24 protein-coding genes, 1 tRNA gene and 1 pseudogene are annotated in these 19,235 nt (G+C 63.4%); 18 read left to right on the top strand and 8 right to left on the bottom strand.

Annotation, left to right across the window (positions count from 1 at the left end):
• The first annotated feature begins 52 nt into the window (after window positions 1-52).
• Window positions 53-1,300: an acyl-CoA dehydrogenase family protein gene (locus AAFG07_RS37330; RefSeq protein ID WP_342729355.1), complete on the top strand. Its 1,248-nt coding sequence runs from the start codon at window positions 53-55 to the stop codon at window positions 1,298-1,300.
• Window positions 1,301-2,245: 945 nt separating this feature from the next.
• On the opposite strand, the gene AAFG07_RS37325 is transcribed toward AAFG07_RS37330, so the two are convergent.
• Window positions 2,246-3,616 (bottom strand): integrase arm-type DNA-binding domain-containing protein, encoded by a 1,371-nt coding sequence (locus tag AAFG07_RS37325; RefSeq protein WP_342724607.1) that lies wholly within the window; start codon window positions 3,614-3,616, stop codon window positions 2,246-2,248.
• 210 nt (window positions 3,617-3,826) lie between these two features.
• Window positions 3,827-3,911: transfer RNA gene (locus tag AAFG07_RS37320), tRNA-Leu, on the bottom strand.
• 159 nt (window positions 3,912-4,070) lie between these two features.
• Between AAFG07_RS37320 and AAFG07_RS37315 the strand changes: the two genes are divergently transcribed.
• Complete coding sequence (locus tag AAFG07_RS37315) at window positions 4,071-4,643, top strand: disulfide bond formation protein B (protein ID WP_342724606.1); 573 nt, start codon at window positions 4,071-4,073, stop codon at window positions 4,641-4,643.
• A gap of 37 nt (window positions 4,644-4,680) precedes the next feature.
• Here AAFG07_RS37315 and AAFG07_RS37310 read toward each other — a convergent pair whose 3' ends face one another.
• Window positions 4,681-5,142, bottom strand: coding sequence for a hypothetical protein (locus AAFG07_RS37310; RefSeq protein ID WP_342724605.1), 462 nt, complete (start codon window positions 5,140-5,142; stop codon window positions 4,681-4,683).
• Between AAFG07_RS37310 and AAFG07_RS37305 the strand changes: the two genes are divergently transcribed.
• The 4 genes from AAFG07_RS37305 (at window position 5,141) to AAFG07_RS37290 (ending at window position 6,503) form a co-directional block, all read left to right on the top strand.
• A complete protein-coding gene (locus AAFG07_RS37305) occupies window positions 5,141-5,410 on the top strand; it encodes a hypothetical protein (RefSeq protein ID WP_298366526.1) in 270 nt (89 codons plus the stop codon). The two genes, AAFG07_RS37310 and AAFG07_RS37305, sit on opposite strands and share 2 nt — an antisense overlap.
• Complete coding sequence (locus tag AAFG07_RS37300) at window positions 5,403-5,699, top strand: hypothetical protein (RefSeq protein WP_342724604.1); 297 nt, start codon at window positions 5,403-5,405, stop codon at window positions 5,697-5,699. Before AAFG07_RS37305 ends, AAFG07_RS37300 begins: the two co-directional genes overlap by 8 nt.
• 37 nt (window positions 5,700-5,736) lie before the next feature.
• Window positions 5,737-6,021 (top strand): DUF1488 family protein, encoded by a 285-nt coding sequence (locus AAFG07_RS37295; protein ID WP_342724603.1) that lies wholly within the window; start codon window positions 5,737-5,739, stop codon window positions 6,019-6,021.
• Window positions 6,022-6,119: 98 nt separating this feature from the next.
• Window positions 6,120-6,503 carry a hypothetical protein gene (locus AAFG07_RS37290; RefSeq protein ID WP_342724602.1) on the top strand — a complete coding sequence of 128 codons (384 nt, stop codon included), beginning with the start codon at window positions 6,120-6,122 and terminating at the stop codon, window positions 6,501-6,503.
• Between the two features lie 248 nt (window positions 6,504-6,751).
• On the opposite strand, the gene AAFG07_RS37285 is transcribed toward AAFG07_RS37290, so the two are convergent.
• Window positions 6,752-7,816 (bottom strand): AbrB family transcriptional regulator, encoded by a 1,065-nt coding sequence (locus AAFG07_RS37285; protein WP_342729354.1) that lies wholly within the window; start codon window positions 7,814-7,816, stop codon window positions 6,752-6,754.
• Window positions 7,817-8,105: 289 nt separating this feature from the next.
• On the bottom strand, window positions 8,106-8,378 hold the full coding sequence (locus AAFG07_RS37280; RefSeq protein WP_212314068.1) for a PsiF family protein: 273 nt from the start codon (window positions 8,376-8,378) through the stop codon (window positions 8,106-8,108).
• 206 nt (window positions 8,379-8,584) lie between these two features.
• Here AAFG07_RS37280 and AAFG07_RS37275 point away from each other — a divergent pair, with 206 nt between their 5' ends.
• Window positions 8,585-9,079, top strand: a complete 495-nt coding sequence (locus AAFG07_RS37275) for a hypothetical protein (RefSeq protein WP_342724601.1) — start codon at window positions 8,585-8,587, stop codon at window positions 9,077-9,079.
• A 61-nt stretch (window positions 9,080-9,140) separates the two neighbouring features.
• Here AAFG07_RS37275 and AAFG07_RS37270 read toward each other — a convergent pair whose 3' ends face one another.
• Complete coding sequence (locus tag AAFG07_RS37270; protein ID WP_342724600.1) at window positions 9,141-9,698, bottom strand: TetR/AcrR family transcriptional regulator; 558 nt, start codon at window positions 9,696-9,698, stop codon at window positions 9,141-9,143.
• A gap of 93 nt (window positions 9,699-9,791) precedes the next feature.
• Here AAFG07_RS37270 and AAFG07_RS37265 point away from each other — a divergent pair, with 93 nt between their 5' ends.
• From AAFG07_RS37265 to AAFG07_RS37240, 6 genes are all read left to right on the top strand, one after another.
• Window positions 9,792-10,226 carry an acyl-CoA thioesterase gene (locus tag AAFG07_RS37265; protein WP_176533636.1) on the top strand — a complete coding sequence of 145 codons (435 nt, stop codon included), beginning with the start codon at window positions 9,792-9,794 and terminating at the stop codon, window positions 10,224-10,226.
• Window positions 10,227-10,231: 5 nt separating this feature from the next.
• On the top strand, window positions 10,232-10,675 hold the full coding sequence (locus AAFG07_RS37260) for a PaaI family thioesterase (RefSeq protein ID WP_342724599.1): 444 nt from the start codon (window positions 10,232-10,234) through the stop codon (window positions 10,673-10,675).
• Between the two features lie 268 nt (window positions 10,676-10,943).
• Window positions 10,944-11,330, top strand: coding sequence for a CidA/LrgA family protein (locus AAFG07_RS37255; RefSeq protein ID WP_342724598.1), 387 nt, complete (start codon window positions 10,944-10,946; stop codon window positions 11,328-11,330).
• Entirely contained in the window at window positions 11,327-12,049 is a 723-nt protein-coding gene (locus AAFG07_RS37250) for an LrgB family protein (protein WP_342724597.1), read from the top strand. The genes AAFG07_RS37255 and AAFG07_RS37250 overlap by 4 nt, the downstream gene beginning before the upstream one ends.
• A 135-nt stretch (window positions 12,050-12,184) precedes the next feature.
• Window positions 12,185-12,922: a sulfite exporter TauE/SafE family protein gene (locus AAFG07_RS37245; protein WP_342729353.1), complete on the top strand. Its 738-nt coding sequence runs from the start codon at window positions 12,185-12,187 to the stop codon at window positions 12,920-12,922.
• A gap of 36 nt (window positions 12,923-12,958) precedes the next feature.
• Window positions 12,959-13,636, top strand: a complete 678-nt coding sequence (locus AAFG07_RS37240; RefSeq protein ID WP_342724596.1) for a DsbA family protein — start codon at window positions 12,959-12,961, stop codon at window positions 13,634-13,636.
• A gap of 12 nt (window positions 13,637-13,648) precedes the next feature.
• Here the strand turns inward: AAFG07_RS37240 and AAFG07_RS37235 are convergent.
• Window positions 13,649-13,843, bottom strand: a pseudogene (locus AAFG07_RS37235) (hypothetical protein); the annotation flags it as partial.
• Window positions 13,844-14,056: 213 nt separating this feature from the next.
• Here AAFG07_RS37235 and AAFG07_RS37230 point away from each other — a divergent pair.
• From AAFG07_RS37230 to AAFG07_RS37220, 3 genes are read left to right on the top strand one after another with little or no spacing between them, the layout of a single operon-like run.
• On the top strand, window positions 14,057-15,034 hold the full coding sequence (locus AAFG07_RS37230; protein ID WP_342724595.1) for a tripartite tricarboxylate transporter substrate binding protein: 978 nt from the start codon (window positions 14,057-14,059) through the stop codon (window positions 15,032-15,034).
• Between the two features lie 35 nt (window positions 15,035-15,069).
• Window positions 15,070-16,290: an FAD-dependent monooxygenase gene (locus tag AAFG07_RS37225; protein WP_342724594.1), complete on the top strand. Its 1,221-nt coding sequence runs from the start codon at window positions 15,070-15,072 to the stop codon at window positions 16,288-16,290.
• Window positions 16,272-17,444, top strand: a complete 1,173-nt coding sequence (locus AAFG07_RS37220) for an alpha/beta fold hydrolase (protein WP_342724593.1) — start codon at window positions 16,272-16,274, stop codon at window positions 17,442-17,444. The genes AAFG07_RS37225 and AAFG07_RS37220 overlap by 19 nt, the downstream gene beginning before the upstream one ends.
• A gap of 141 nt (window positions 17,445-17,585) precedes the next feature.
• Here AAFG07_RS37220 and AAFG07_RS37215 read toward each other — a convergent pair whose 3' ends face one another.
• Entirely contained in the window at window positions 17,586-18,188 is a 603-nt protein-coding gene (locus AAFG07_RS37215) for an ABATE domain-containing protein (RefSeq protein ID WP_342724592.1), read from the bottom strand.
• A gap of 74 nt (window positions 18,189-18,262) precedes the next feature.
• Between AAFG07_RS37215 and AAFG07_RS37210 the strand changes: the two genes are divergently transcribed.
• Together AAFG07_RS37210 and AAFG07_RS37205 are read left to right on the top strand one after the other, a co-directional pair.
• A complete protein-coding gene (locus AAFG07_RS37210) occupies window positions 18,263-18,940 on the top strand; it encodes an AzlC family ABC transporter permease (protein WP_342724591.1) in 678 nt (225 codons plus the stop codon).
• Entirely contained in the window at window positions 18,933-19,235 is a 303-nt protein-coding gene (locus AAFG07_RS37205) for an AzlD domain-containing protein (RefSeq protein ID WP_342724590.1), read from the top strand. Before AAFG07_RS37210 ends, AAFG07_RS37205 begins: the two co-directional genes overlap by 8 nt.

Below are 19,235 nucleotides of genomic sequence, written 5' to 3'. Positions count from 1 at the left end.
TATCACCCAAAGCGAACGCAGCCTTGAACTGGCCGAGCGCATCCAGCGCTTTATGATGGAGCACATCTATCCGAATGAGCACCGATACTATCAGGAGGCGGAGCGGCTCGGGCCCTGGGCCGTGCATCCGGTTGTCGAGGAACTGAAGCCGCTCGCCCAACGTGCCGGCTTGTGGAACCTGTTTCTGCCGGCTCACGAGGACGGGCTGACGAATCTCGAATATGCGCCGCTGTGTGAAATCATGGGGCGCTCGCATCTTGCTCCCGAGGTCTTCAATTGTAGTGCGCCGGACACCGGCAACATGGAGACGATCCTGCGCTATGGTACGGAGGCGCAGAAAGAGCGCTGGCTGAAGCCGTTGCTCGCGGGCGAGATTCGTTCTTCGTTCGCGATGACCGAGCCTGACGTTGCCTCGTCGGACGCGACCAATGTCGCCAGCCTGATCGTGCGTGACGGCGACGATTACGTGATCAACGGCCGCAAGTGGTACACGACCGGTGCCACCGATCCGCGGTGCAAGATCATCATCTTCATGGGGCAGACCGATCCGGCACACCCTGACCGTCACAAGCGCCAATCGATGATTCTTGTGCCGAAGGATACACCGGGCGTGCACGTTGTCCGTTCGCTGCCGGTGCTCGGATTTTACGGCGTGCCGGATCGTGCATCCGAGGTGATGTTCACCAATGTGCGCGTGCCCGCCACCAACATGCTGCTTGGCGAGGGGCGTGGATTTGAGATCGCGCAGGGACGGCTTGGGCCTGGACGCATTCATCATTGCATGCGGTTGGTCGGCCTTTCCGAGCGCGTGCTCGAGCGCATGTGCCGGCGAGCGCTGAAACGTGTTGCTTTCGGCAAGCCTCTCGCCGAGCAAACGGTTACGCTTGAACGCTTGGCCGAAGCGCGCATGAAGATCGAGCAGGCCCGCCTGCTGACTCTCAGAGCGGCCTATATGATGGATACGGTCGGCAACAAGGCCGCGCGGCAGGAAATCGCGATGATCAAGGTCGTCGCGCCAAACATGGCGCAGACGATTGTTGACTGGGCCATACAGGTTTTCGGTGGGGGTGGAACCAACAACGACCATTTCCTTTCTGCGGCGCTCGCTACGACCCGCTTGCTGCGGCTAGCCGACGGACCCGATGAGGTCCACCGCAACCAGATAGGCAAGCTCGAGTTGCACCGCTGGCTCAATTCCGATCCTGCCCGGACCGGCGGCGGAGCCGATCCGATGTCCCCAGAAGAATCTGAATCATGGTCTGAAGGAGGCCTGTGGCCACGTCCAAAGAGTCGATCCTAGGTTCGGAAGGTGCGGGGTCTTGGCGATCGTGTGTCGAGACTGCCGGGTCTACGTGCACTTGCCGCAAGCCAACAGCGCGGTGTTGGAAACCCCAATCTTCCCGGTTTGAGTTTCTTCGCCGCGATGAAGCGGCGAGCGATCGCCAGCAACAACTCCTTCGCCCTCGCTCGGTTTGGCCAATGGCGGGCGGAGTGCGCGCGACCCACGAACGAAAAGTGGACGTATCTGGTGCGGTTTCTGGTGCGGTCGTCATTCCGCGGGCAACGAGGACCCAGTAAGATATTGATCTCATTGGTGGGCCCGGCAGGACTCGAACCTGCAACCAGACCGTTATGAGCGATCGAGCTGGCGCGACTTGGGAGTATCGTCGCGCATCCGTCTTGCCTCGCTTTCCTGCGTTGCCGAACTCGGAATGGAAAGGGCTGCCTTGGGGGGGCGCGTGAACTGCTCACGTCTTATTGAACTGTTTCACCACATGCGCTGAAGCTTGCCGGAGCTTGATATCCTTATGGCGCAACTCGATCGAAATTGCCGCAGCTCAGTTCGCGAATTTTCAGAGCTGTTGAAGTGTCTTCATTTTGCGTTTTGTATCATTCGATCTGTCTCCAGCGCGCTTTAACTAGGCGACGGCTTTCGTGAAAAGGAGAGACCATGACGGATGACGCTCTGGAGGAGAATGGCCGGAGACTGCCTAGAAGCCCGTTTTTGACTACGAATGATCGTGACGGGAGTGTGGTCCCGTTTCGCGAGCGACTCAGCTGCACGGTGGACGAAGCGTGCGTGGTAACAGGCTTGGGACGCACAAAACTTTATGAGTTGATAGGATCTGGCCAGCTTATCACGACAACAATCGGGCGTCGGCGCCTGGTGATAGTGCGATCGCTTCTCGAACTTGTGGACGTAACTATTTCGGCGTGACAAAACCCTGATCAGCCTGATAGGTGCTCAGCGCTGCGCGCCGGCCTTGATCGGCATCACCCTCTTGGGGTCGAGCCAGTGGTCGATCCGATCAGCCCAATGCTGCATCAACTTCGTGCGCGAGCCGATGAGCGCGAGCGGTCCGTGCTTCTTGTAGAGACCTTCCACAGTAGAGTTATCGAGATGCGCGAGCTGCAGCTCGACGACATCGCCATCCCAGGCTTTAGCATCCTTGATCTCTTCGTGGTGAGACAGGGTCGAGAAGGTGGTCCGGAATCCGTGGGCGCAATGATCAGTCTTGGTGTCAATGCCGAGCAGCCGCAAGCGCTTGTTGAGCGTGTTGTTTGATAGCGGCGCATCCTTCGAGCAGGAAAATGCGTATCGGCGATGGCTGGTTAGCTTCTGAACGCTCCGCAGGATTGCGAGCGCCTGCCGTGATAGCGGCACGACATGGTCCCAGCCGGTCTTCATCTTGGCGGCTGGAACAGTCCAGCGTTTAGCATCCCAATCGACCTCGCTCCACTCCATTTCATTGACCATGCCGGGGCGGGGAATGGTCAGTGCATCGAAGCGCAGAGCAAAGCCAACAACGTCACCAAATCTCGCCTTTGTCCACGGTGCGCTGATGAGCTTGAAGACGCGCGTCACGTCACGGGGCTCGGTGACGCCGGGACGCGGCGTTGAAATGTTGGCAATCATCTGCCCATTCAGGTTGCGGAATGGGTTGTAGCCGTCGCCTTCGACATCGGCATAATTACAGATCTGCTCACCAATGCTGCGCACGCGGTCGCGGGTCTCCAACTTTCCTTCGGCTTCGTATGAACGCATGAACGCGAGCACGTCCGGACGCTTGATGTCCTGCCTGCACAGCTTGCCGAAGCGATTTTTGACGTAGCCAACGCGGAGCTCGAGCACCTCGATGGTCTTGGGGTCGCGCACCGCTACAATCCTGCCGCGTTTGACTTTCTCCACCCTCTTCTTCGCGAGCCACTCGTCGGCCCATTGCCCGAAGGGCCGGGCGGCCGCCTGCCTGTGCTTGTCGAGTTGCTTCTCGGTGCTCGGGTCTTTGCCTTCCTTGAGCAGGGCTTTGGCCTTGTCGCGCTCAAGCCGCGCGTCGGCGAGCGAGAACGTGCCGTCCTTGCCGCTCCCGTAAGGGCCGATGGAGTAGGTCTTCTGACGGCTGTGGAAGCGGTAGCTCATCCGCCAGAGCTTGGAGGCAGCGTTACCTAGCCTACTCCTGTCCGCCGTGATGAAGAGATAGAGACCGCCCCCGGTCACGTCGGAAATCTTGGCGGCGCTCCACGCGCCATTGTTGAATTTCGGTCGGGCAACGCGGCAGTCGACGTCAGTCCTGATCTGCTTTGGATTTGCATGCGCGCCGTCGTTCTTGCAGGCCATCTGCACAATTCCTTAGTTAGGAATAACGGAAGTTACCGTGAACGTCTGTTCTCCCGATACCAACAGAAATACCAACAAATCGAGCGGATGGGATCGGATGAGAACAAACGGTGGCGAACACCGAGCTATGCAGAAGTGCCTATTTTTCAAGGGTTTGAAGCGCCGCGCGGACGGCTGCGGATGCTGGCGAACCGGCGCGAACAGCCTGGTTGGTGCCCCTGGCCGGAATCGAACCAGCACTCCTTGCGGAACTCGATTTTGAGTCGAGCGCGTCTACCAGTTCCGCCACAGGGGCATTCGCGGTGATCCTGGCCGAGACGGGCCCGGGGTCGCGAAGCGCGGCGGACTATAGCGGGCGGCCCGTCACGGTCAACCCGCGCGGATGTGATTGTCCCGCGCCTCGACAGCGGTATTTTGGCGCGATACGACCCGGGCTGAGCATGGAGCAGGGGCCATGACCCTGCCGAACGATGCTCGCAGGAGGACTGCCGTGACGCTCGCCACCGCCCATCCGTCGGATGCTTCCGCCACCGGCAATCCGGCGCTGACCTCGGCCCTGGCGATTGCCGTGATCGCGGCGGCGACGCTGGCCGGCGCCTGGTTCTTCCAGCTCGTGCTGGAGATCATGCCCTGTCCGCTCTGCCTCGAGCAGCGCTATGCCTATTACCTCGCGGTCCCGCTCGGCGCCGTGGTGGCGCTCGCGGCCGCCCGTGGCGCGGCGCGCCCGGTGCTGCTCGCGGGCCTTGTGATCCTCGGCCTCGCCGCGCTGGCCAATGCCGGGCTCGGCGCCTATCACGCCGGGGTCGAATGGGGGTTTTGGCAGGGGCCGACCGACTGCACCGGCCCGATGGTGGATTTCGGCAAGGCCGGCTCGCTGCTGGATCAGCTCGACAAGGTCAAGGTGGTCCGCTGCGACGAAGTGCAGTGGCGCTTCCTCGGCATCTCGCTTGCCGGCTACAACGTGCTGATCTCGCTCTTGATGGCCGCGATCGCCGGCTGGGGCGTGGCGAAGGCAGCCAAGGTCTGACTGAGTGGCCTGATTTACAGGCCTTGTCTCAATCGATCTATTTCTTCTTCCCCGGCGTGAAGCTCGGCTGTCCGCTCTTCAGGCTGGGAGCCGCGGCGATCACCTTGATCTTCTCCTTCTTGGGCTTCTTGACCTCGCGGTTGCCGTGTCGCTCGCCTTTGGACATGTCGGTCTCCCTCTGTTTATCGAGATCATCGACTCGGTCAGAGCCTGCCTCCGGAGCAGTCCCAAACGTCGACGTGGATTTGCTTTGCCGGAAGTGATGGTGATCGACCGTAGGCCGATCGCACCCGAATAGCGAGCGCCAAAGCGGTCTGCGGCGCGCTGCGGCAACAACGCGCAGGATGCTGTGCGGAGCGGTCTTTGCCCCTCGTTCAGCGAGAAAGCCAGGAACACCAGGAAAACCAATAAGAAAGCATTGGCTATTGCCGCCGAAGCGGCGCATGCTGCCAATGGGGCCGCGCACCGGCGCAAGGCATTTCGCAAAAGGCTGGCCCATGACCATGCGCTCCCGACGTGAAGTCGTCACCTTCCAGCATCCATTCCGGATCAGAGGCATCGATCGTGAATTGCCCGCAGGCGCCTATGACGTCATTACCGATGAAGAGGCGATCGAAGGGCTCTCATTCGCGGTGTTCCGCCGTGTTGCCACGATGATCATCGTCCCGGCACAAGGCTCGCGCGGATTGACGACGGAGATGGTGTCGATCGGCTCGGTCGATCTGGCGGACGCCCAGCGTATCGACGCGAGCGCATCCAATGACTGACGAACCGCTCGACCTCGATCGCCGCCGCGGTATGGCAGCCCAGAAAGCCACCGATATTCGCCGTGCGCTGGCGGAAATCGAGACCCATGCGAGGGATCTGCGCGAACGGCAGGCCTCACTCGAGACCGGACTGCTGGCGGTACCTGCGACGTCGTGGCCGGAGGTCGCCGCCAAGGCGCGCTACGTTTTGAATCTGTACGCAGCGAGCCTGCCGCCGGAGGATACAAGGCATCGCGATCTGGTCACGGCAATTCTCGAGGACTTTGTCCGGCTCACCGAGCCGCGATGAACCAGAACCGCTTCGCGGCTTTGAAGGAGCTGGTCACATGACGCTTACCCAGGGTCGCTTCATCAGCTACGAATACGACCGGATGGTCGTGCTGTTTTCGATGCATGACGACGAGAAGGAGATCCATTGCGCGATCTCGACTTCCGCCATGGATGAATTGGAAGGCGGGGCGCTCGGGCGCGCCGGCCACCGCGAGACCCAGTTCATGCGGCTGCGCGAGCGCATCGAGGCGTGCGCCGATGACAAGTATCAGGCGAAGGAGTTCGAGGGAGCGCCACCCCGGATCATCCTGCGCAGCATCGATTTCCGGAAGCCAAGGTAGAGGATTCCCTGTGCGAAGGCCCTGACGCGCGTGTCAGGTGTTGCAAGGTGGAGGCTATCCCGCCTTCACCGTTCCGATCGTGCGCGACAGACGAGCCCATGCTGATCATCGTGCACCGCGTCCCCGTCGAATTGTTGCTGTTGGCCAATGAGACGTTGTTGCGCCTCAAGAGCCGCCGCAACCTCGTCGCCACGCTGATGAGCGAGCAGCGCCCGAGATATACCATCTCCGAAATCCATGGTGCGAGCAGCCGGCTGACCGCGCTATGGCGCGCAGTGGCCAGAGAGCGGCTCGAGGAATGGAGCGAAGCGCAGCCCGATTCGGTCTATGCCCAGATCACCGGGCCGTTGTGGCACGCTGCCGCCGTCGCGAAGCTGCAAATGGACCGGGACGAGGAGCTATGGTTCGATCCCGGCGAACTGACAGCGTTGGCGCGATCGTTTCGCGATCAGCCGGACCAGTCGACGGCCGAGGCAGGGTAGGTAGAGCCAACGGGTCCGCGCAAAGCGCGGCCCGATGACAGGCACCGCGAAACCCACCACGCTTCCACGGTTAAAGCCCGTCCGCCTCTCAATCCGTCATGCTGAGGAGGCCGCACTTGCGGCCGTCTCGAAGCATGCACGGCCACCAACCGGGCCGTTCATCCTTCGAGGCTCGCTCCGCTCGCACCTCCAGCGACAAAGGCGAAGCCTTTGCGCGGGGATGACGGAATTAACAGGTGAGCCTTGGCCTAATCGTCGACGTCGTCCTGCGGCCGTCCGAACAGATGGATGATGCCCGGCGTCGAGATGGTGACGAACAGGAAGCGCGACAGATGATGCGCGCCGACGAAGATCGGGTCGATGTGCAGCGTCAGCGCCAGCGCCAGCATCGCGTCCATTGCGCCGGGCGCGAAGGCGACCACGACGTCGGCAAGCCGCACATGGGTGGTGAAGCCGATCACCGCGACGAACACGGCGGAGATTGCGATCGCGATCGCGAATGAGCCGAGCCCGGCATTGACGTGGCTCAGCAGGGTCGAGGTCTTCATCCGCGCAAAGCGGGTCCCGATCAGCGCGCCGATGCCGACCAGCGCGATGTTGCGCAGCCAGGGCGGCAGGCCGCCATCGAGCAGGTCCGAGCCGTGCAGCAGGCTGGAGGCGAGCATCGCGCCGAACATCCAGCTGGCGGGAAACTTGATCCAGCGCAGCAGCAGCGAGACGCCGATCGACCCGGCGACCAGGGCGACAAGGCCGAACGGCGAGGCCACCGTCGTCGGCAATGGCGGCGGCGCCGCGTGCGTCACCCCGGTCAGTGCCAGCACCAGCGGCAGGGCCGCGGTCAGGATGATGACGCGCATGGTCTGCACCACGGCGATCGCCGCGACGTCGGCGCCCTTTTCCGCGGCGAGGATCGTGATCTGCGAGAGCGCGCCGGGGCTGCCGGCGAGGAAGGCCGAGGTCTGGTCCCAGCCATGCACGCGTTGCAGATAGACGCTCGAGCCGAAGGTCGAGCAGAACGTCGCCAGCGCCAGCAGGGCGATGGTGAGCGGATAGGAACTCATGTGCTGCAGCAATTGCTGCGACATCAGCGAGCCCAGCGAGATGCCGAGCAGCAGCAGTACCGATTGCGTCAGCACCGGCGGCACCGCGAGCGGCCGTCCGGCCAGTGCGGCGATCGCGACCGCGCACATCGCACCCGAGATCAGCCCGCCCGGCAATCCCGCCCATAAAAACAGCAAGCCGCCGGCGGCGCCGATGACGAGTGTCTCGAGCCCGTTCAGAACTTTGCTGCGGTCGGGAATGGCGGTCGCCATCGAAGCGCGGATCAGGGTCACGCTGCCTTATGGCAAATTCGCAATCACGCGACAATTGCATCTCGCGATTGCAGCATTGCGAATGAAAAAGCGGCCGCGTCTTCCCTTACCCTCCCCTGGAGGGGGAGGGTCGCTTCGCATGAAGCGAAGCGCAATGCGAAGCGGGGTGGGGTGGTCTCTCAACACGGGCAGCGCCCGCCGCGAGAGACCGTCACCCCACCCCGCCGCTCATTTCATTCGCGTCGACCCTCCCCCTCCAGGGGAGGGTGGGCCGATCACACGTACTACTTTACTTCGCGGCCGGCGCAGCGGCAGCTCCGCCCGCCTTCTTGCACTCGGAGCGGAATTTCTTGCGCTCCTTGCCGTGCAGGCCCTTGGCGTCGGCCTCCTTCGAGCATTCCAGCGACTCGGCGGTGCGCGGCTTGGCTTCCTTGGCCATCTTGCCGTCGGCCTTCGGAGCGGCCTCCTTGGCTGCGGGGGCGGCGGTTTGCGCGAAAGCTCCGCCCATCAGCAGCAGGGAGGCAAGGGCGGTTGCGGTCGCGAGCGCGGAAATCTTCTTCATGGGGCACCTCGTGAGGGAAGGAGCCGAAACGTTGCGCGGCGATGATGAACCGTGGATGAATATGCGGTGGTCCCGCCGCCACAATATTTTAACGGCCAAGGGCGCCCGCACGTTGTCGCAAGTCGGGGTTGCGCTAGGATAATGGTCTTACGCCAATGCCCCCCGAGGGAAACCAAAGGGAAACCAGGGATGACGGGAGACCAGGGATGACCATTCAGACCAGATTGTTGTGCGTGATTGCAGTGTCGGGCTTTGCAGCCTTTGCGGCGAGCGCGCCGGCGCAGGCCCTGACCGCGCAGGAATGCAGTGCCAAGTACCAGGCGGCCAAGTCGGCCGGCACCCTCGGCGGCCAGAAGTGGAATGATTTCCGCAAGGCGCAATGCGGTGCCGACGCGACCCCGGCCGCCGCGCCCGCCGCTGCTCCGCCGCCCGCTGCCGCTGCGCCTGCTCCGGCCGCGCCGAAGGAAGCCAAGCGCGAAGCCGCTCCCGCCGCGGCACCGGCCGCACCAGCAGGGCCCGCCGTGTTTCCGAACGCGGTCGATCCCAAATACGCCAAGGAGTCCGAAGGCAAGCAGCGTATGCATACTTGCGTTGACCAGTACAATGCCAACAAGACCACGGGCGGCAATGGCGGCCTGAAGTGGATCCAGAAGGGCGGCGGCTACTACAGCGAATGCAACAAGAAGCTGAAGGGCGCCTGATTCGGCCACCGGTTTGAGGAGCGGTCGGCGCACGCCGGCCGCTTTTCCTTTGGTCGAAGCGCTACGGGCTTTCCGCCAGCAGCTTGTCCGCCGACTGCGCCAGCAATTGCGCGCGCTTGCGCGGGCCGCGTTCGAGAAACAACAGGCTCTGGCCGAAGATGAAGCAGTAGAACAGGAACGCCTGCGCGTCGGCCTCCTCAGCTGAGAGCCCGGTGGCACGATAGAGCTGGCCGACATTCTTCAGCCGCGCGGCATCGACGCTCGCGGCGGCGGTGGCCGCGGCCTCGTCGGTGCGCGCCCATTGCCGGATCGCGAGCTCGACCGCCATCGCCTCGGTGTTCATGCGCTCCGAATAGAGCGTGATGATCGCCTTCAGCCGCTCGCGCGCGCTGGCGCCGTCGAGCGCGGTCTGCTTCTCGATCGCGGCGATGCGGCCGTCGCGCCAGCGCGTCAGCATGGCCTCGAGCAGCGCGGCACGATCCCTGAAGCGGCGGTAGAAGCCGCCCTTGGTGACGCCGAGATTCTTCGCCAGCACCTCGACCCGCACGCCGTCGACGCCGGTATGCGCGAGTTCGGCAAAGCCGGCCGCGACCCAGACGTCGCCCTTGCTTTCAGTCATGTGATCTCCGCGGAGCGGTCCCGATACGGTGCCGTATTGCTAGCCTGCTTGGTCCCTGATACGCTACCGTATCAGAGCGCAAAGGAGGGAAGCATGGAGGGCGAGGCGACCTATCGCGGCACGGTCTATCCCTGGCATTGCGACCACATCGGCCACATGAACGTCATGTGGTATGTCGGCAAGTTCGACGAGGCGAGCTGGAACATGTTCGCGCGGCTCGGGCTGACGCCGAGCTATCTGCGCGAGTCCGGCCGCGGCATGGCCGCCGTGCAGCAGAACATCTCCTACCAGCGCGAACTGCTTGCCGGCGACCTCGTCGAGGTGAAGAGCCGACTGGTCGAGTTCCGCGACAAGTCGGTCCGCATCCTGCATGAGATGCGCAACGCGGAGACCGGCGACATCGCCGCGACCTGCGAGATCGCGGCCGTGCACATCGATCGCGCCGCGCGCAAATCGGCGCCGTTCGCGCCGGCGATCCGCTACGCCGCGATGCCGCACCTCGTGCCGTCAGAACCTGTGACTGCGTGACCGCCATGCCCCGCTTTGAGCCGAAGAATCCCGACTTCCGCGCGGTTGCCACCGCCACATTCGCGCGCCAGCGCGCAATGCAGACGCTTGGTGTCTCGATCGCGCGCGTGGAGCCGGGGGAAGTCGATCTCGCGATGCCCTATGCGCCGGAATTCTGCCAGCAGAACGGCTTCGTGCATGCCGGAATCATCACCGCGGGTCTCGACAATGCCTGCGGGATCGCCGCCTTCACGCTGATGCCCGAAGGCTCCGACATCCTCACGGTGGAGTTCAAGACCAATCTGCTGGCGCCGGCCCGCGGCGAGCGGTTCGTGTTCCGCGGCGTCGTGGTCAAGCCAGGCCGCACGCTGACGGTCTGCGACGGCCGCGCCTATGCCGTGCAGGACGGCATCGAGACGCTGGTCGCGACCATGAGCGGGACGCTGATGGCGTTGCAGCGGCGGGAGTAGTAACCGCGACGAACTATCCCCGTCACCCTGAGGAGCCGCGAAGCGGCGTCTCGAAGGGGCGACGGCCCCACTCTCTCGGCAGTGGAGAAGCAGCGCGCGGAAACATCGGGGCCGTGCATCCTTCGAGGCCCGCAAGAGCGCGCACCTCAGGATGACGGACCTGAGAGATCGGCGTGCCCAGCATTTGCGCATCTGAGCGGGGCGAGCGCATTGACAACCTTTCCCCACACCGACCTGATACGCGAATGCTTCGCGTGAGCGCCTTGTCATGATCGCCAGCCTCAGCCTGATCCTGCTCTGTCAGCTGGTCGGCGAGGTTGCCGTGCGGGCGCTGGCCGTGCCGGTGCCGGGGCCTGTCGTCGGGCTGGTGCTGCTGCTGTTGCTGCTGTTGGCGCGCGACCGTTTTCCGATGCTCGCGCGCGGGCCGCTCGGCAATGACGGGGTCGAGAGCGCGAGCCGCGGCATGCTTGCCAATCTCTCGCTGCTGTTCATTCCGGCCGGCGTCGGCGTGGTGCAGAAGCTCGATCTGCTCGCCGAGCACGGCATCGCGATCCTGGTGATCCTCGCGGTTTCGGTCGTCGTAACGCTGCTGGCGACGGTTGCGACCTTCGTCGCGGCGAGCAGCCTGCTTTCGCGCGAGGAGGACAACCCGTGAGCGACAATCCGTTCTCGCTCTGGGTCTATCTCTCGCAGTCGCCGCTGCTCTGGCTGACGGTGACGCTGCTGACCTATGCCGCGACCGATGCGGTGTCGTTGAAGACCCGCCGGCATCCGCTCGCCAATCCCGTGCTGCATTCGCTGTGGATCATCGGCGCGTTCCTGCTGCTGACCGGGACCTCCTACACCACCTATTTTGCCGGCGCGCAGTTCGTGCACTTCCTGCTCGGGCCGGCGACGGTCGCCCTCGCAGTGCCGCTCTACGAGAACCGCAGGCGGGTCGCGGCCGCGGTCCTGCCGATGCTGGTCGCACTCGCGGTCGGCTCGCTCACCGCGATTGTCTCGGTGGTGCTATTGGCGCAGGCTTTCGGCCTGCCGCGTGACATCATCCTGTCGCTGGCGCCGAAATCGGTGACGGCCGGCGTTGCCATGGGCATCAGCGAATCCCTGCATGCCGATCCCTCGCTGACGGCGGTCTCCGTGATCCTCACCGGCATCATGGGGGCGATCATCGTCACGCCCTTGATGAACTTCACCGGCGTCACCGACTTCCGTGGCCGCGGCTTTGCCGCCGGCATCGCCGCCCATGGCATCGGCACCGCGCGTGCCTTCCAGGTCGACGAGGTCGCCGGCGTCTTTGCCGGGATCGCGATGAGCCTGAACGCGCTGGTCACCTCGCTGCTGGTGCCGCTGGCCGTGACATATCTGCTGCGCTGACACTGGTTGCTGGGCAGTTTTGTGCTATTGCTATGGCGTTGTGCAGCAAATCCTTCTAGGATTGTGGCCTCAAACGCGAGTCTGTTCCCCTTGGTCTTCTCCGCAACTCAGAGCGTGCTTGGGCTGGCATCGGGCATGCTGGTCGGCTTTTCGCTGGGCCTGGTCGGCGGCGGCGGGTCGATCCTTGCCGTGCCGCTGATGGTCTATGTGGTCGGGGTGCCCCAGCCGCATGTCGCGATCGGCACCTCGGCGATCGCGGTCGCCGCCAACGCCGCGATCAACCTCTCCAACCACGCCCGCGGCGGCACCGTGATCTGGTCCTGCGCACTGGTGTTCGCGCTGTCAGGCATGTTCGGCGCTTTCGGCGGCTCGATCCTCGGCAAGATGCTGGACGGGCAGAAGCTGCTGGCGCTGTTCTCGATCGTGATGCTGGTGATCGCGGGCCTGATGCTGAAGACCCGCGCGCGGGTCGGGCTGACCGACGTCAAGATCTCGATGGCCAACACACCCGCGATCGTAGGTCTCGGGCTTGTGACGGGAACCATGTCCGGCTTCTTCGGCATCGGCGGCGGCTTCCTGATCGTGCCGGCCTTGATGCTGGCGACCGGGATGCCGATCATGAACGCGGTCAGTTCGTCGCTGGTGGCGGTTACCGCTTTCGGCGTGACCACGGCCTTGAGCTATGCGTGGTCCGGGCTGGTGTCGTGGGATCTGGCGGGGCTATTCGTCGCCGGTGGCATCGCCGGCGGCCTGCTGGGCACACGGAGCGCCCGGCACCTGTCGGAACGGCGCGGCGCGCTCAATATCGTGTTTGCGACTGTGATTATCGTCGTGGCGATCTATATGCTGCTGCGTAACATCAATGTGTCCTGAACGTAGAAGGGCGAGGAGCCCTTCCGGAAGCGAGCTATGAACCATCTGACAAAATCCCCCCTCGACAACGCCTGCGCCACCCGCCGCGGCGCGCTCGGCCTCATCGGTGCCGGCATTGCGCTGCTGGCCGCGGGAGGCGCGCGCGCCGGGGACGACAATGTCCTGACCGAGGAACAGGTGCTGCGCGATCCGGATATTCCGGTGATCGGCAATCCCAAGGGCGACATCACGATCGTCGAATGGTTCGACTACAACTGCCCGTACTGCCGCAAGCTCGCGCCGGAGCTCCGCCAGGTGGTGCAGGACGACGGCAAGGTTCGCCTGGTGCTGAAGGATTGGCCGATCCTCGGGCCGGTGTCGAAGGTCGCGGCGCGGATGGCGTTGGCGGCGAAGTACCAGGACAAGTTCGAAGCCGCGCATGAGGCGATGATCTCGGTCAATTCGCGCATCACCGAGCCGCGCATTGCCGAGCTGCTGTCGGGCGCCGGCCTCGACATGGACCGCCTCAAAAAGGATCTCGACGCCAACGCCAAGGCGATCGACGCAGTTTTGGCGCGCAACAACGAGCAGGCGCAGGCATTCGGCTTCAACGGCACGCCGTCATTCATTGTCGGCAAGTATCGCGTGCCGGGCGTGCTCAGCATCGATCAATTCGAGCAGGTGATCGCGGACGCCCGCAAGGCCAATATGGGCCGCAAGACCGAGCAGAATTAGGACGCGGACTCATTAGTGCGGAGCCCACAGCCTGATCGACGCAAGCTGGACCAATGCAATGGCGTGCAGTGTGCGGTTGCTGTTCGGCGTGATACTCGCCCAGGCGCCTTTCGTGGTTGCAGGTTCTCTGATTCAGTCGGCATCGTAGCTGCGATCGGCCAGAAGCATCGATCCCGCCTTCAGCCGAGACAAGAGCGTTCCAGCAAGCCAATCGCGCGTGCGCTCGGCTGCATCGGCTCCCGGGGCAAAATGTTCTCTTTTGCCTGAAGCTGATTGCTCTTCTCGGTCCCGGAATTCGGGACAGCAGGGTCCGCTTTGTCTGGCTGCCCTGGGACATTGGCCTCATGACAGGAACCGGAACGCTCGCCACAATCCTCCAACGGCGTATCGCGGTCTTGGGCTGACCGGAGGAGACGACCCATGATTAGTCGTTCTGCAATTGCGCGTTGCCTTGTTGTGTCCATCCTGGTCGGCACAAGCCTGCCAAGAGGATTAGCGGCCGATGAGTTTCCCAAACACACGATAAAGATCGTCGTACCGGTCCCCCCTGGCCCGCTCCTGGACGTTATACCCCGTTTGATTGCGCAAAAGCTGTCGGCAAAATGGGGCGTAGCCGTAATCATCGAGAATCGGGCTGGCGCAGCCGGAGACCTTGGAGCGGAGGTCGTGGCCAAGGCAGACCCGGACGGTTACACCTTATTGGCCTCGCCGCCGGCGCCTCTCGTTGTGAGCGAGCATCTTCACAGCAGCCTGAACTTCGCTCCCCGCGCACTCGTTCCGGTGAGCGTGATGGTCAAGCTTCCGACGGTGCTGGTCGCCAACCCGAAAGTGCCTGCATCGAATCTTCAGGAACTCCTTGCCTATGCTAAAGCGAATCCGGACAAGCTCACCTTTGGATCGCCGGGCGTAGGCAGTACGCCGCACCTTGGCATGGAGCGCTTGATGAAAGCGGCAGGTATCCGCCTTGTCCATGTGCCCTATCAGGGCATGGCGCCTGCCATGAATGATCTGCTCGGTGGGCACATTGACTTGATGCTCGATCTCTACGGCAACGCCTCACCTGGCATCCAGGCGCGCAAGCTCAAGCTTCTCGGTGTCGCGACACCGGGGCGGCTGCCGCAAGAGCCGGACGTGCCAGCGATTTCCGAAGCCTTGCCGGAGTTCGATCACGTGGAGTGGTTTGCGATCGTTGCGCCCCCGAGAACGCCCACCCCTATCGTGCTGATGCTGTCAACAGCGATTGCCGAGGCGCTGGCGCTCCCGGATGTTGCCGCGCGCCTCGCCGACTTCGCGGCCATCCCGGTGGGCTCCAATCCGGACGCCGCCGCAGCGTTCATTCAGCTCGAAAGCGCTCGCTGGCGCGACTTGATCAACGCAAACGGCCTCAAGATCAACTGACGGGAGACACATCGCGGCCAGTCGGATTTTTCCCAATGAGCGCACTCCGTGCCATAGTGATCGGTGGGTCGTTAAGCGGACTCTTCGTCGCAAACCTTCTGCGCATCATCGGGTGGGACGTCGATGTGTTTGAACGCACACGCGGCGACCTGACCGGGCGAGGCGCCGTGCTCGGCGCTCAGGCCGATCTCTTTGCCGTCCTGCGCCGAATTGGCATTCCGACCGACAAATCGATTTGGACGCAGGTGCACTCGCACATCTGCCTCGACCAGAGCGGCAAAGTGACCTGCGAAGTGCCGGTTCGCGAGGCTACCACCGCCTGGGACCGCGTGTACCGCGCCCTGAAACGAGCCTTTCCGACAGAGCGCTACCATGGGGGTATGACGCTGTTGAGCTGTAGTCAGAATGAAAATGGGGTGCTCGCGACGTTTGCGAACGGGATATGCGCTAAAGCTGATTTACTGATCGGTGCCGATGGTATGCGCTCCACTGTGCGCCGCGAACTGATGCCTGACATCGCGCCGCGCTATGCCGGTTATGCGGCTTGGCGCGGGGTGGTGGCAGAAGGCCAAATCCCGTCGGATTGGCGGAGCAAGGCACTCCGCGAAATGGTATTCTGCCTTCCCGACGGTGAACTCGCATTCTCGATCCCGATGGCAGCTCAGGACGATATAGGAGACGTTCGGCGCTGCGCGTTTGTGTGGTTCCGTCCGGCCGAATACAATTCCACCTTGCGACGCTGGTGTACCGACGCGACCGGTGCATGCCACGGCGACTCAATACCGCCTCCTCTCATTCGGCAAGAGGCGATCGCCGAGATCAGGCAGGCGGCGCGTCAACTACTCGCCCCCCAGTTGTCCGAGCTGGTCGCGCGCGCACATCAACCGATCCTGTCGGCCATCTTCGATTTCGAAACGCCGCGCATGACATTTGGTCGCATCGTGCTGGTCGGCGACGCGGCTTTCGTGGCTCGCCCGCATGTCGGTACCGGCGTCACTAAAGCGGCGCTCGATGCCCAAAGGCTTGTCGACGCGCTCGCCGGCTTCGACGGAAATCTCTTCGCTGCGCTTGCTGGTTACGAATGCAGCCGAATGCAGGCCGGTAGCCAGTTGGTGGCGCGCGGGCGTCGGTTGGGAGCGCATTTGGAGCCAAGGCGGTCGGAATGTGCGGGGCACGCGCTTGCCCGCCCCCCAACGGAGAGGTTGCTGCGCGAATATGGTCAAGGAAATATCGCGGATTGGCCCTCGGAGGCGTAGCTTTTCACACCTTCACTTCGTACCGCTCGACCCGCTATGATGCCACCTATCGTGGTGAGCGGCCGTGGTCCATGTTGCCTTCAACACAGCAGGTTCGCTTTTGTACCAGTCGTGACGGTACGCGCATCGCCTATGCGATCAGCGGCGCTGGTCCGGCGCTGGTGCGAGCACCGCACTGGATGTCCAGCATCAATCTGGAGTCGGATAGTCAGGTCTGGAGTCACTGGAATGCGCTGCTGGAACGGCATCGCACGGTGATCCGATTTGACCAGCGCGGGTGCGGTTTGTCGGATCGCGACGGGGTCGAATTCTCCTTTGAACGGTTTGTCGAGGACTTTGCGGCTGTCATTGAGGCGGCCGGTCTCGATCGATTCGACCTCTTTGGTTTTTCGGGCGGCGCAATGACTGGGATCACATACGCTGCGCGCTTTCCCCATCGAGTCGATCGTTTCATCATCCATAGCAGTACTGCCTATGGTCCGCTTTCGGCGCCCGCGAGTGACAGATTTCGGCAGACGGCGGCAACTCAGCTCGAAGCGATTGAACTGGGCTGGCCCAACGAGAATCCGGCATTTCGTCAGCTCTTTACGTCAATGCTTATCCCGGACGGTACGGCCGAACAGTTCCGATTATTCAATGAACAAATCCGCGTGACGACCCCTCCAGCCAACGGGAAGAGAATCATCGAGGCTTTCTGGAATGCAGATATCAGAACAGAGGCGAGCAACCTGCGCTGCCCGACGCTTGTTCTTCACTCCCGCCAGGACGGAAGAATTCCCTTCGAGCAGGGCCGCGAACTTGCCGGCCTAATTCCGACAGCACGATTTGTGCCGCTTGAAAGTCGAAATCATCTGATCTTCGAGACAGAATCGGCCTGGAAACAGGTGGCCGAGGCGATCAGTGGTTTCTTGGCCATCTCCTCCAGCCGCAGCACGGCTTTGATCGCCGATGAATTGACCTCGCGCGAACGTGAGGTTCTGGAGCTGGTTGCCCGCGGCTTAACCAATGTCGAGCTCTCGACGCGGTTGAAGATTTCCGAGAAGACTGTCCGCAATCACGTTTCAATCATCTTGGGCAAGCTCGGGGCAGTTAGCCGCGCCCAAGCTGTTGCGATTGCGCGCGACGCGGGCTTCGGCCGGAGAACGGCGCCGTAAACGGATTTCCGAACCGAGACCGCCGGGTTTGTCGGGCCCACGGGCGAAGTCCGGCAACGTCCGCTTTTGTGCCGCTGTTGGAAGACAAGCGGACCCACCAGCTTGACGTGGCTTCCCTGGCGACGGACGGGGAGCGCGCGTTTACCCAGAGCCTTTCCGCTTGGCATAGGCGCGCCGCGCGCGCTCGCGATTGCCGCACACTTCGCTGGAGCACCATCTGCGGCTCCGGTTCGGGCTCTCGTCGACGAAGAACCAGCCGCAGCCGTCAGCCTCGCAGCATCCGATGCGGCTTGCGTCATCGGACGCCAGCAGGGCCGTCAGCGACCACAGCACTGGCCACAATGGCTCCGTCACGTCGGTCCCGGCCAGCGCATGGCGATAGCCTCGATCCTGCCGCACAAGGTCGGGCTGTCGGGGAGCCGCCGCCAGCATCTGATTGACGAGGCGCAGGTCCGCGCTTCGGCCATCGCGGAGCGCATCGGAGATGCTCCAGATGTCGCGACGCAGATCATGCGCCTTCTGCATCGCGGCCATGGCAGCGCTGCTCGCCGAATGCGCTTTCAGCTTCCTGATCGCCGCGAGCGGCAAGGTCCCGCGGCGTTCGCTCCAGGACAATAGCGCAGCGTAGTCCGGGATCAGCTCCTGCGGATCGTGCGACGTCCGCCAGTCGAGTGTGTTCGCGAAGTCGAGGCAGACCCGTCCACCGAAGAACTGTGTCGCTGCTCGCGCGGGATCCCTTGACATCACGGCCTCTCACCAAGTTTAATCTAACGGTCATGACCATTACAAGCGCCCAACCATCTCGACGCGTCCCAACGATGACGGCCGCCGGATTCAGGCGGGGCCTGGTCGCGGCCTTGCCCTTCCTGTTCAGCAATGGCGCCGCTGGCCTCGTGATGGGGCTGACCTACAAGGGGCTTGGGCTGGGGGCGCCGCACGCGATTCTGTTCAGCCTGCTCGTCTACTCCGCCACCGCCCAGGCGATCACGCTGAGCATGTGGGCAAGCCCACTGCCGGTTGCCGCCATGGTCGTTGCCTGCATCGCCACCAATTCGCGATACTTACTGATGGGCGCCCACCTGCGCCAGCTGTTTGGCGCATTCGCCCCCCGGAAGATCTTGCTCAGCCTGTTTCTGCTCGCCGATGCGTCGTGGCTGATGACGAGTTCGGATGCGGACCGCAACGGACCCGACGCCGGCTATCTGCTCGGATCGAGCATCCCCATGGCGATCGGCTGGGTCGGCGGCACCGCGCTTGCCTATGCCGCCCCGCTCGCAACGAACGGACCGCTGCGGCTCGCCGCCGCACTGCTGCCGACGATGTTCATTGCGACCCTGCTTCCCAGCCAGTGGAAGAACGCGACGTCGCCGTGGCCGTGGCTGACCTCGGCGGTCGTCGCGCTCCTGGTCAGCCGATTCGTCGATCCGAGCTGGTCCATGCTGATCGGGGGCGGATGCGGCACGCTCGTCAGCATGATGGAGCGGACCGATGCGTGACCTGGACATTCTCGGCGTGATCTTCATCCTCGGGCTGACATGCTATGCCATGCGCGCCGGTGGATACGTCCTCGCCGCGTCGATGCGCGACGACGGCATCGCCGCCCGGCTTCTCCGGCTCGCGCCCGGCAATCTGTTCATCGCATTCATTGTTGGCGGCTGCCTGTCCGGCGGGCTGGCGGGTCTCGTCGGGACGATGGTCGCGCTCGTGACGATGGCTGTCACGGCCAGGGAGTGGGCCGCGCTGAGCGCGGGGTTTGGTGCGGCGATCGCGACATCCGCGATCGCGCCGTGA

It is taken from the genome of Bradyrhizobium sp. B097, assembly GCF_038957035.1.
In the GTDB taxonomy this organism is placed as follows: Bacteria; Pseudomonadota; Alphaproteobacteria; order Rhizobiales; family Xanthobacteraceae; genus Bradyrhizobium.
Note: the sequence above shows the minus strand (reverse complement) of the source record. Positions and strands in the feature narration are given on the sequence as shown.

What these genes read in the sequence shown, in the direction of transcription:
- AAFG07_RS37330 (WP_342729355.1), top strand. Translation starts at nt 53, where the DNA reads ATGATGGAGCACATCTATCCGAATGAGCACCGATACTATCAGGAGGCG.
- AAFG07_RS37325 (WP_342724607.1), bottom strand. Translation starts at nt 3,616, where the DNA reads ATGGCCTGCAAGAACGACGGCGCGCATGCAAATCCAAAGCAGATCAGG.
- AAFG07_RS37315 (WP_342724606.1), top strand. Translation starts at nt 4,071, where the DNA reads ATGACCCTGCCGAACGATGCTCGCAGGAGGACTGCCGTGACGCTCGCC.
- AAFG07_RS37305 (WP_298366526.1), top strand. Translation starts at nt 5,141, where the DNA reads ATGACCATGCGCTCCCGACGTGAAGTCGTCACCTTCCAGCATCCATTC.
- AAFG07_RS37310 (WP_342724605.1), bottom strand. Translation starts at nt 5,142, where the DNA reads ATGGGCCAGCCTTTTGCGAAATGCCTTGCGCCGGTGCGCGGCCCCATT.
- AAFG07_RS37300 (WP_342724604.1), top strand. Translation starts at nt 5,403, where the DNA reads ATGACTGACGAACCGCTCGACCTCGATCGCCGCCGCGGTATGGCAGCC.
- AAFG07_RS37295 (WP_342724603.1), top strand. Translation starts at nt 5,737, where the DNA reads ATGACGCTTACCCAGGGTCGCTTCATCAGCTACGAATACGACCGGATG.
- AAFG07_RS37290 (WP_342724602.1), top strand. Translation starts at nt 6,120, where the DNA reads ATGCTGATCATCGTGCACCGCGTCCCCGTCGAATTGTTGCTGTTGGCC.
- AAFG07_RS37285 (WP_342729354.1), bottom strand. Translation starts at nt 7,816, where the DNA reads ATGGCGACCGCCATTCCCGACCGCAGCAAAGTTCTGAACGGGCTCGAG.
- AAFG07_RS37280 (WP_212314068.1), bottom strand. Translation starts at nt 8,378, where the DNA reads ATGAAGAAGATTTCCGCGCTCGCGACCGCAACCGCCCTTGCCTCCCTG.
- AAFG07_RS37275 (WP_342724601.1), top strand. Translation starts at nt 8,585, where the DNA reads ATGACCATTCAGACCAGATTGTTGTGCGTGATTGCAGTGTCGGGCTTT.
- AAFG07_RS37270 (WP_342724600.1), bottom strand. Translation starts at nt 9,698, where the DNA reads ATGACTGAAAGCAAGGGCGACGTCTGGGTCGCGGCCGGCTTTGCCGAA.
- AAFG07_RS37265 (WP_176533636.1), top strand. Translation starts at nt 9,792, where the DNA reads ATGGAGGGCGAGGCGACCTATCGCGGCACGGTCTATCCCTGGCATTGC.
- AAFG07_RS37260 (WP_342724599.1), top strand. Translation starts at nt 10,232, where the DNA reads ATGCCCCGCTTTGAGCCGAAGAATCCCGACTTCCGCGCGGTTGCCACC.
- AAFG07_RS37255 (WP_342724598.1), top strand. Translation starts at nt 10,944, where the DNA reads ATGATCGCCAGCCTCAGCCTGATCCTGCTCTGTCAGCTGGTCGGCGAG.
- AAFG07_RS37245 (WP_342729353.1), top strand. Translation starts at nt 12,185, where the DNA reads ATGCTGGTCGGCTTTTCGCTGGGCCTGGTCGGCGGCGGCGGGTCGATC.
- AAFG07_RS37240 (WP_342724596.1), top strand. Translation starts at nt 12,959, where the DNA reads ATGAACCATCTGACAAAATCCCCCCTCGACAACGCCTGCGCCACCCGC.
- AAFG07_RS37230 (WP_342724595.1), top strand. Translation starts at nt 14,057, where the DNA reads ATGATTAGTCGTTCTGCAATTGCGCGTTGCCTTGTTGTGTCCATCCTG.
- AAFG07_RS37225 (WP_342724594.1), top strand. Translation starts at nt 15,070, where the DNA reads ATGAGCGCACTCCGTGCCATAGTGATCGGTGGGTCGTTAAGCGGACTC.
- AAFG07_RS37215 (WP_342724592.1), bottom strand. Translation starts at nt 18,188, where the DNA reads ATGTCAAGGGATCCCGCGCGAGCAGCGACACAGTTCTTCGGTGGACGG.
- AAFG07_RS37210 (WP_342724591.1), top strand. Translation starts at nt 18,263, where the DNA reads ATGACGGCCGCCGGATTCAGGCGGGGCCTGGTCGCGGCCTTGCCCTTC.
- AAFG07_RS37205 (WP_342724590.1), top strand. Translation starts at nt 18,933, where the DNA reads ATGCGTGACCTGGACATTCTCGGCGTGATCTTCATCCTCGGGCTGACA.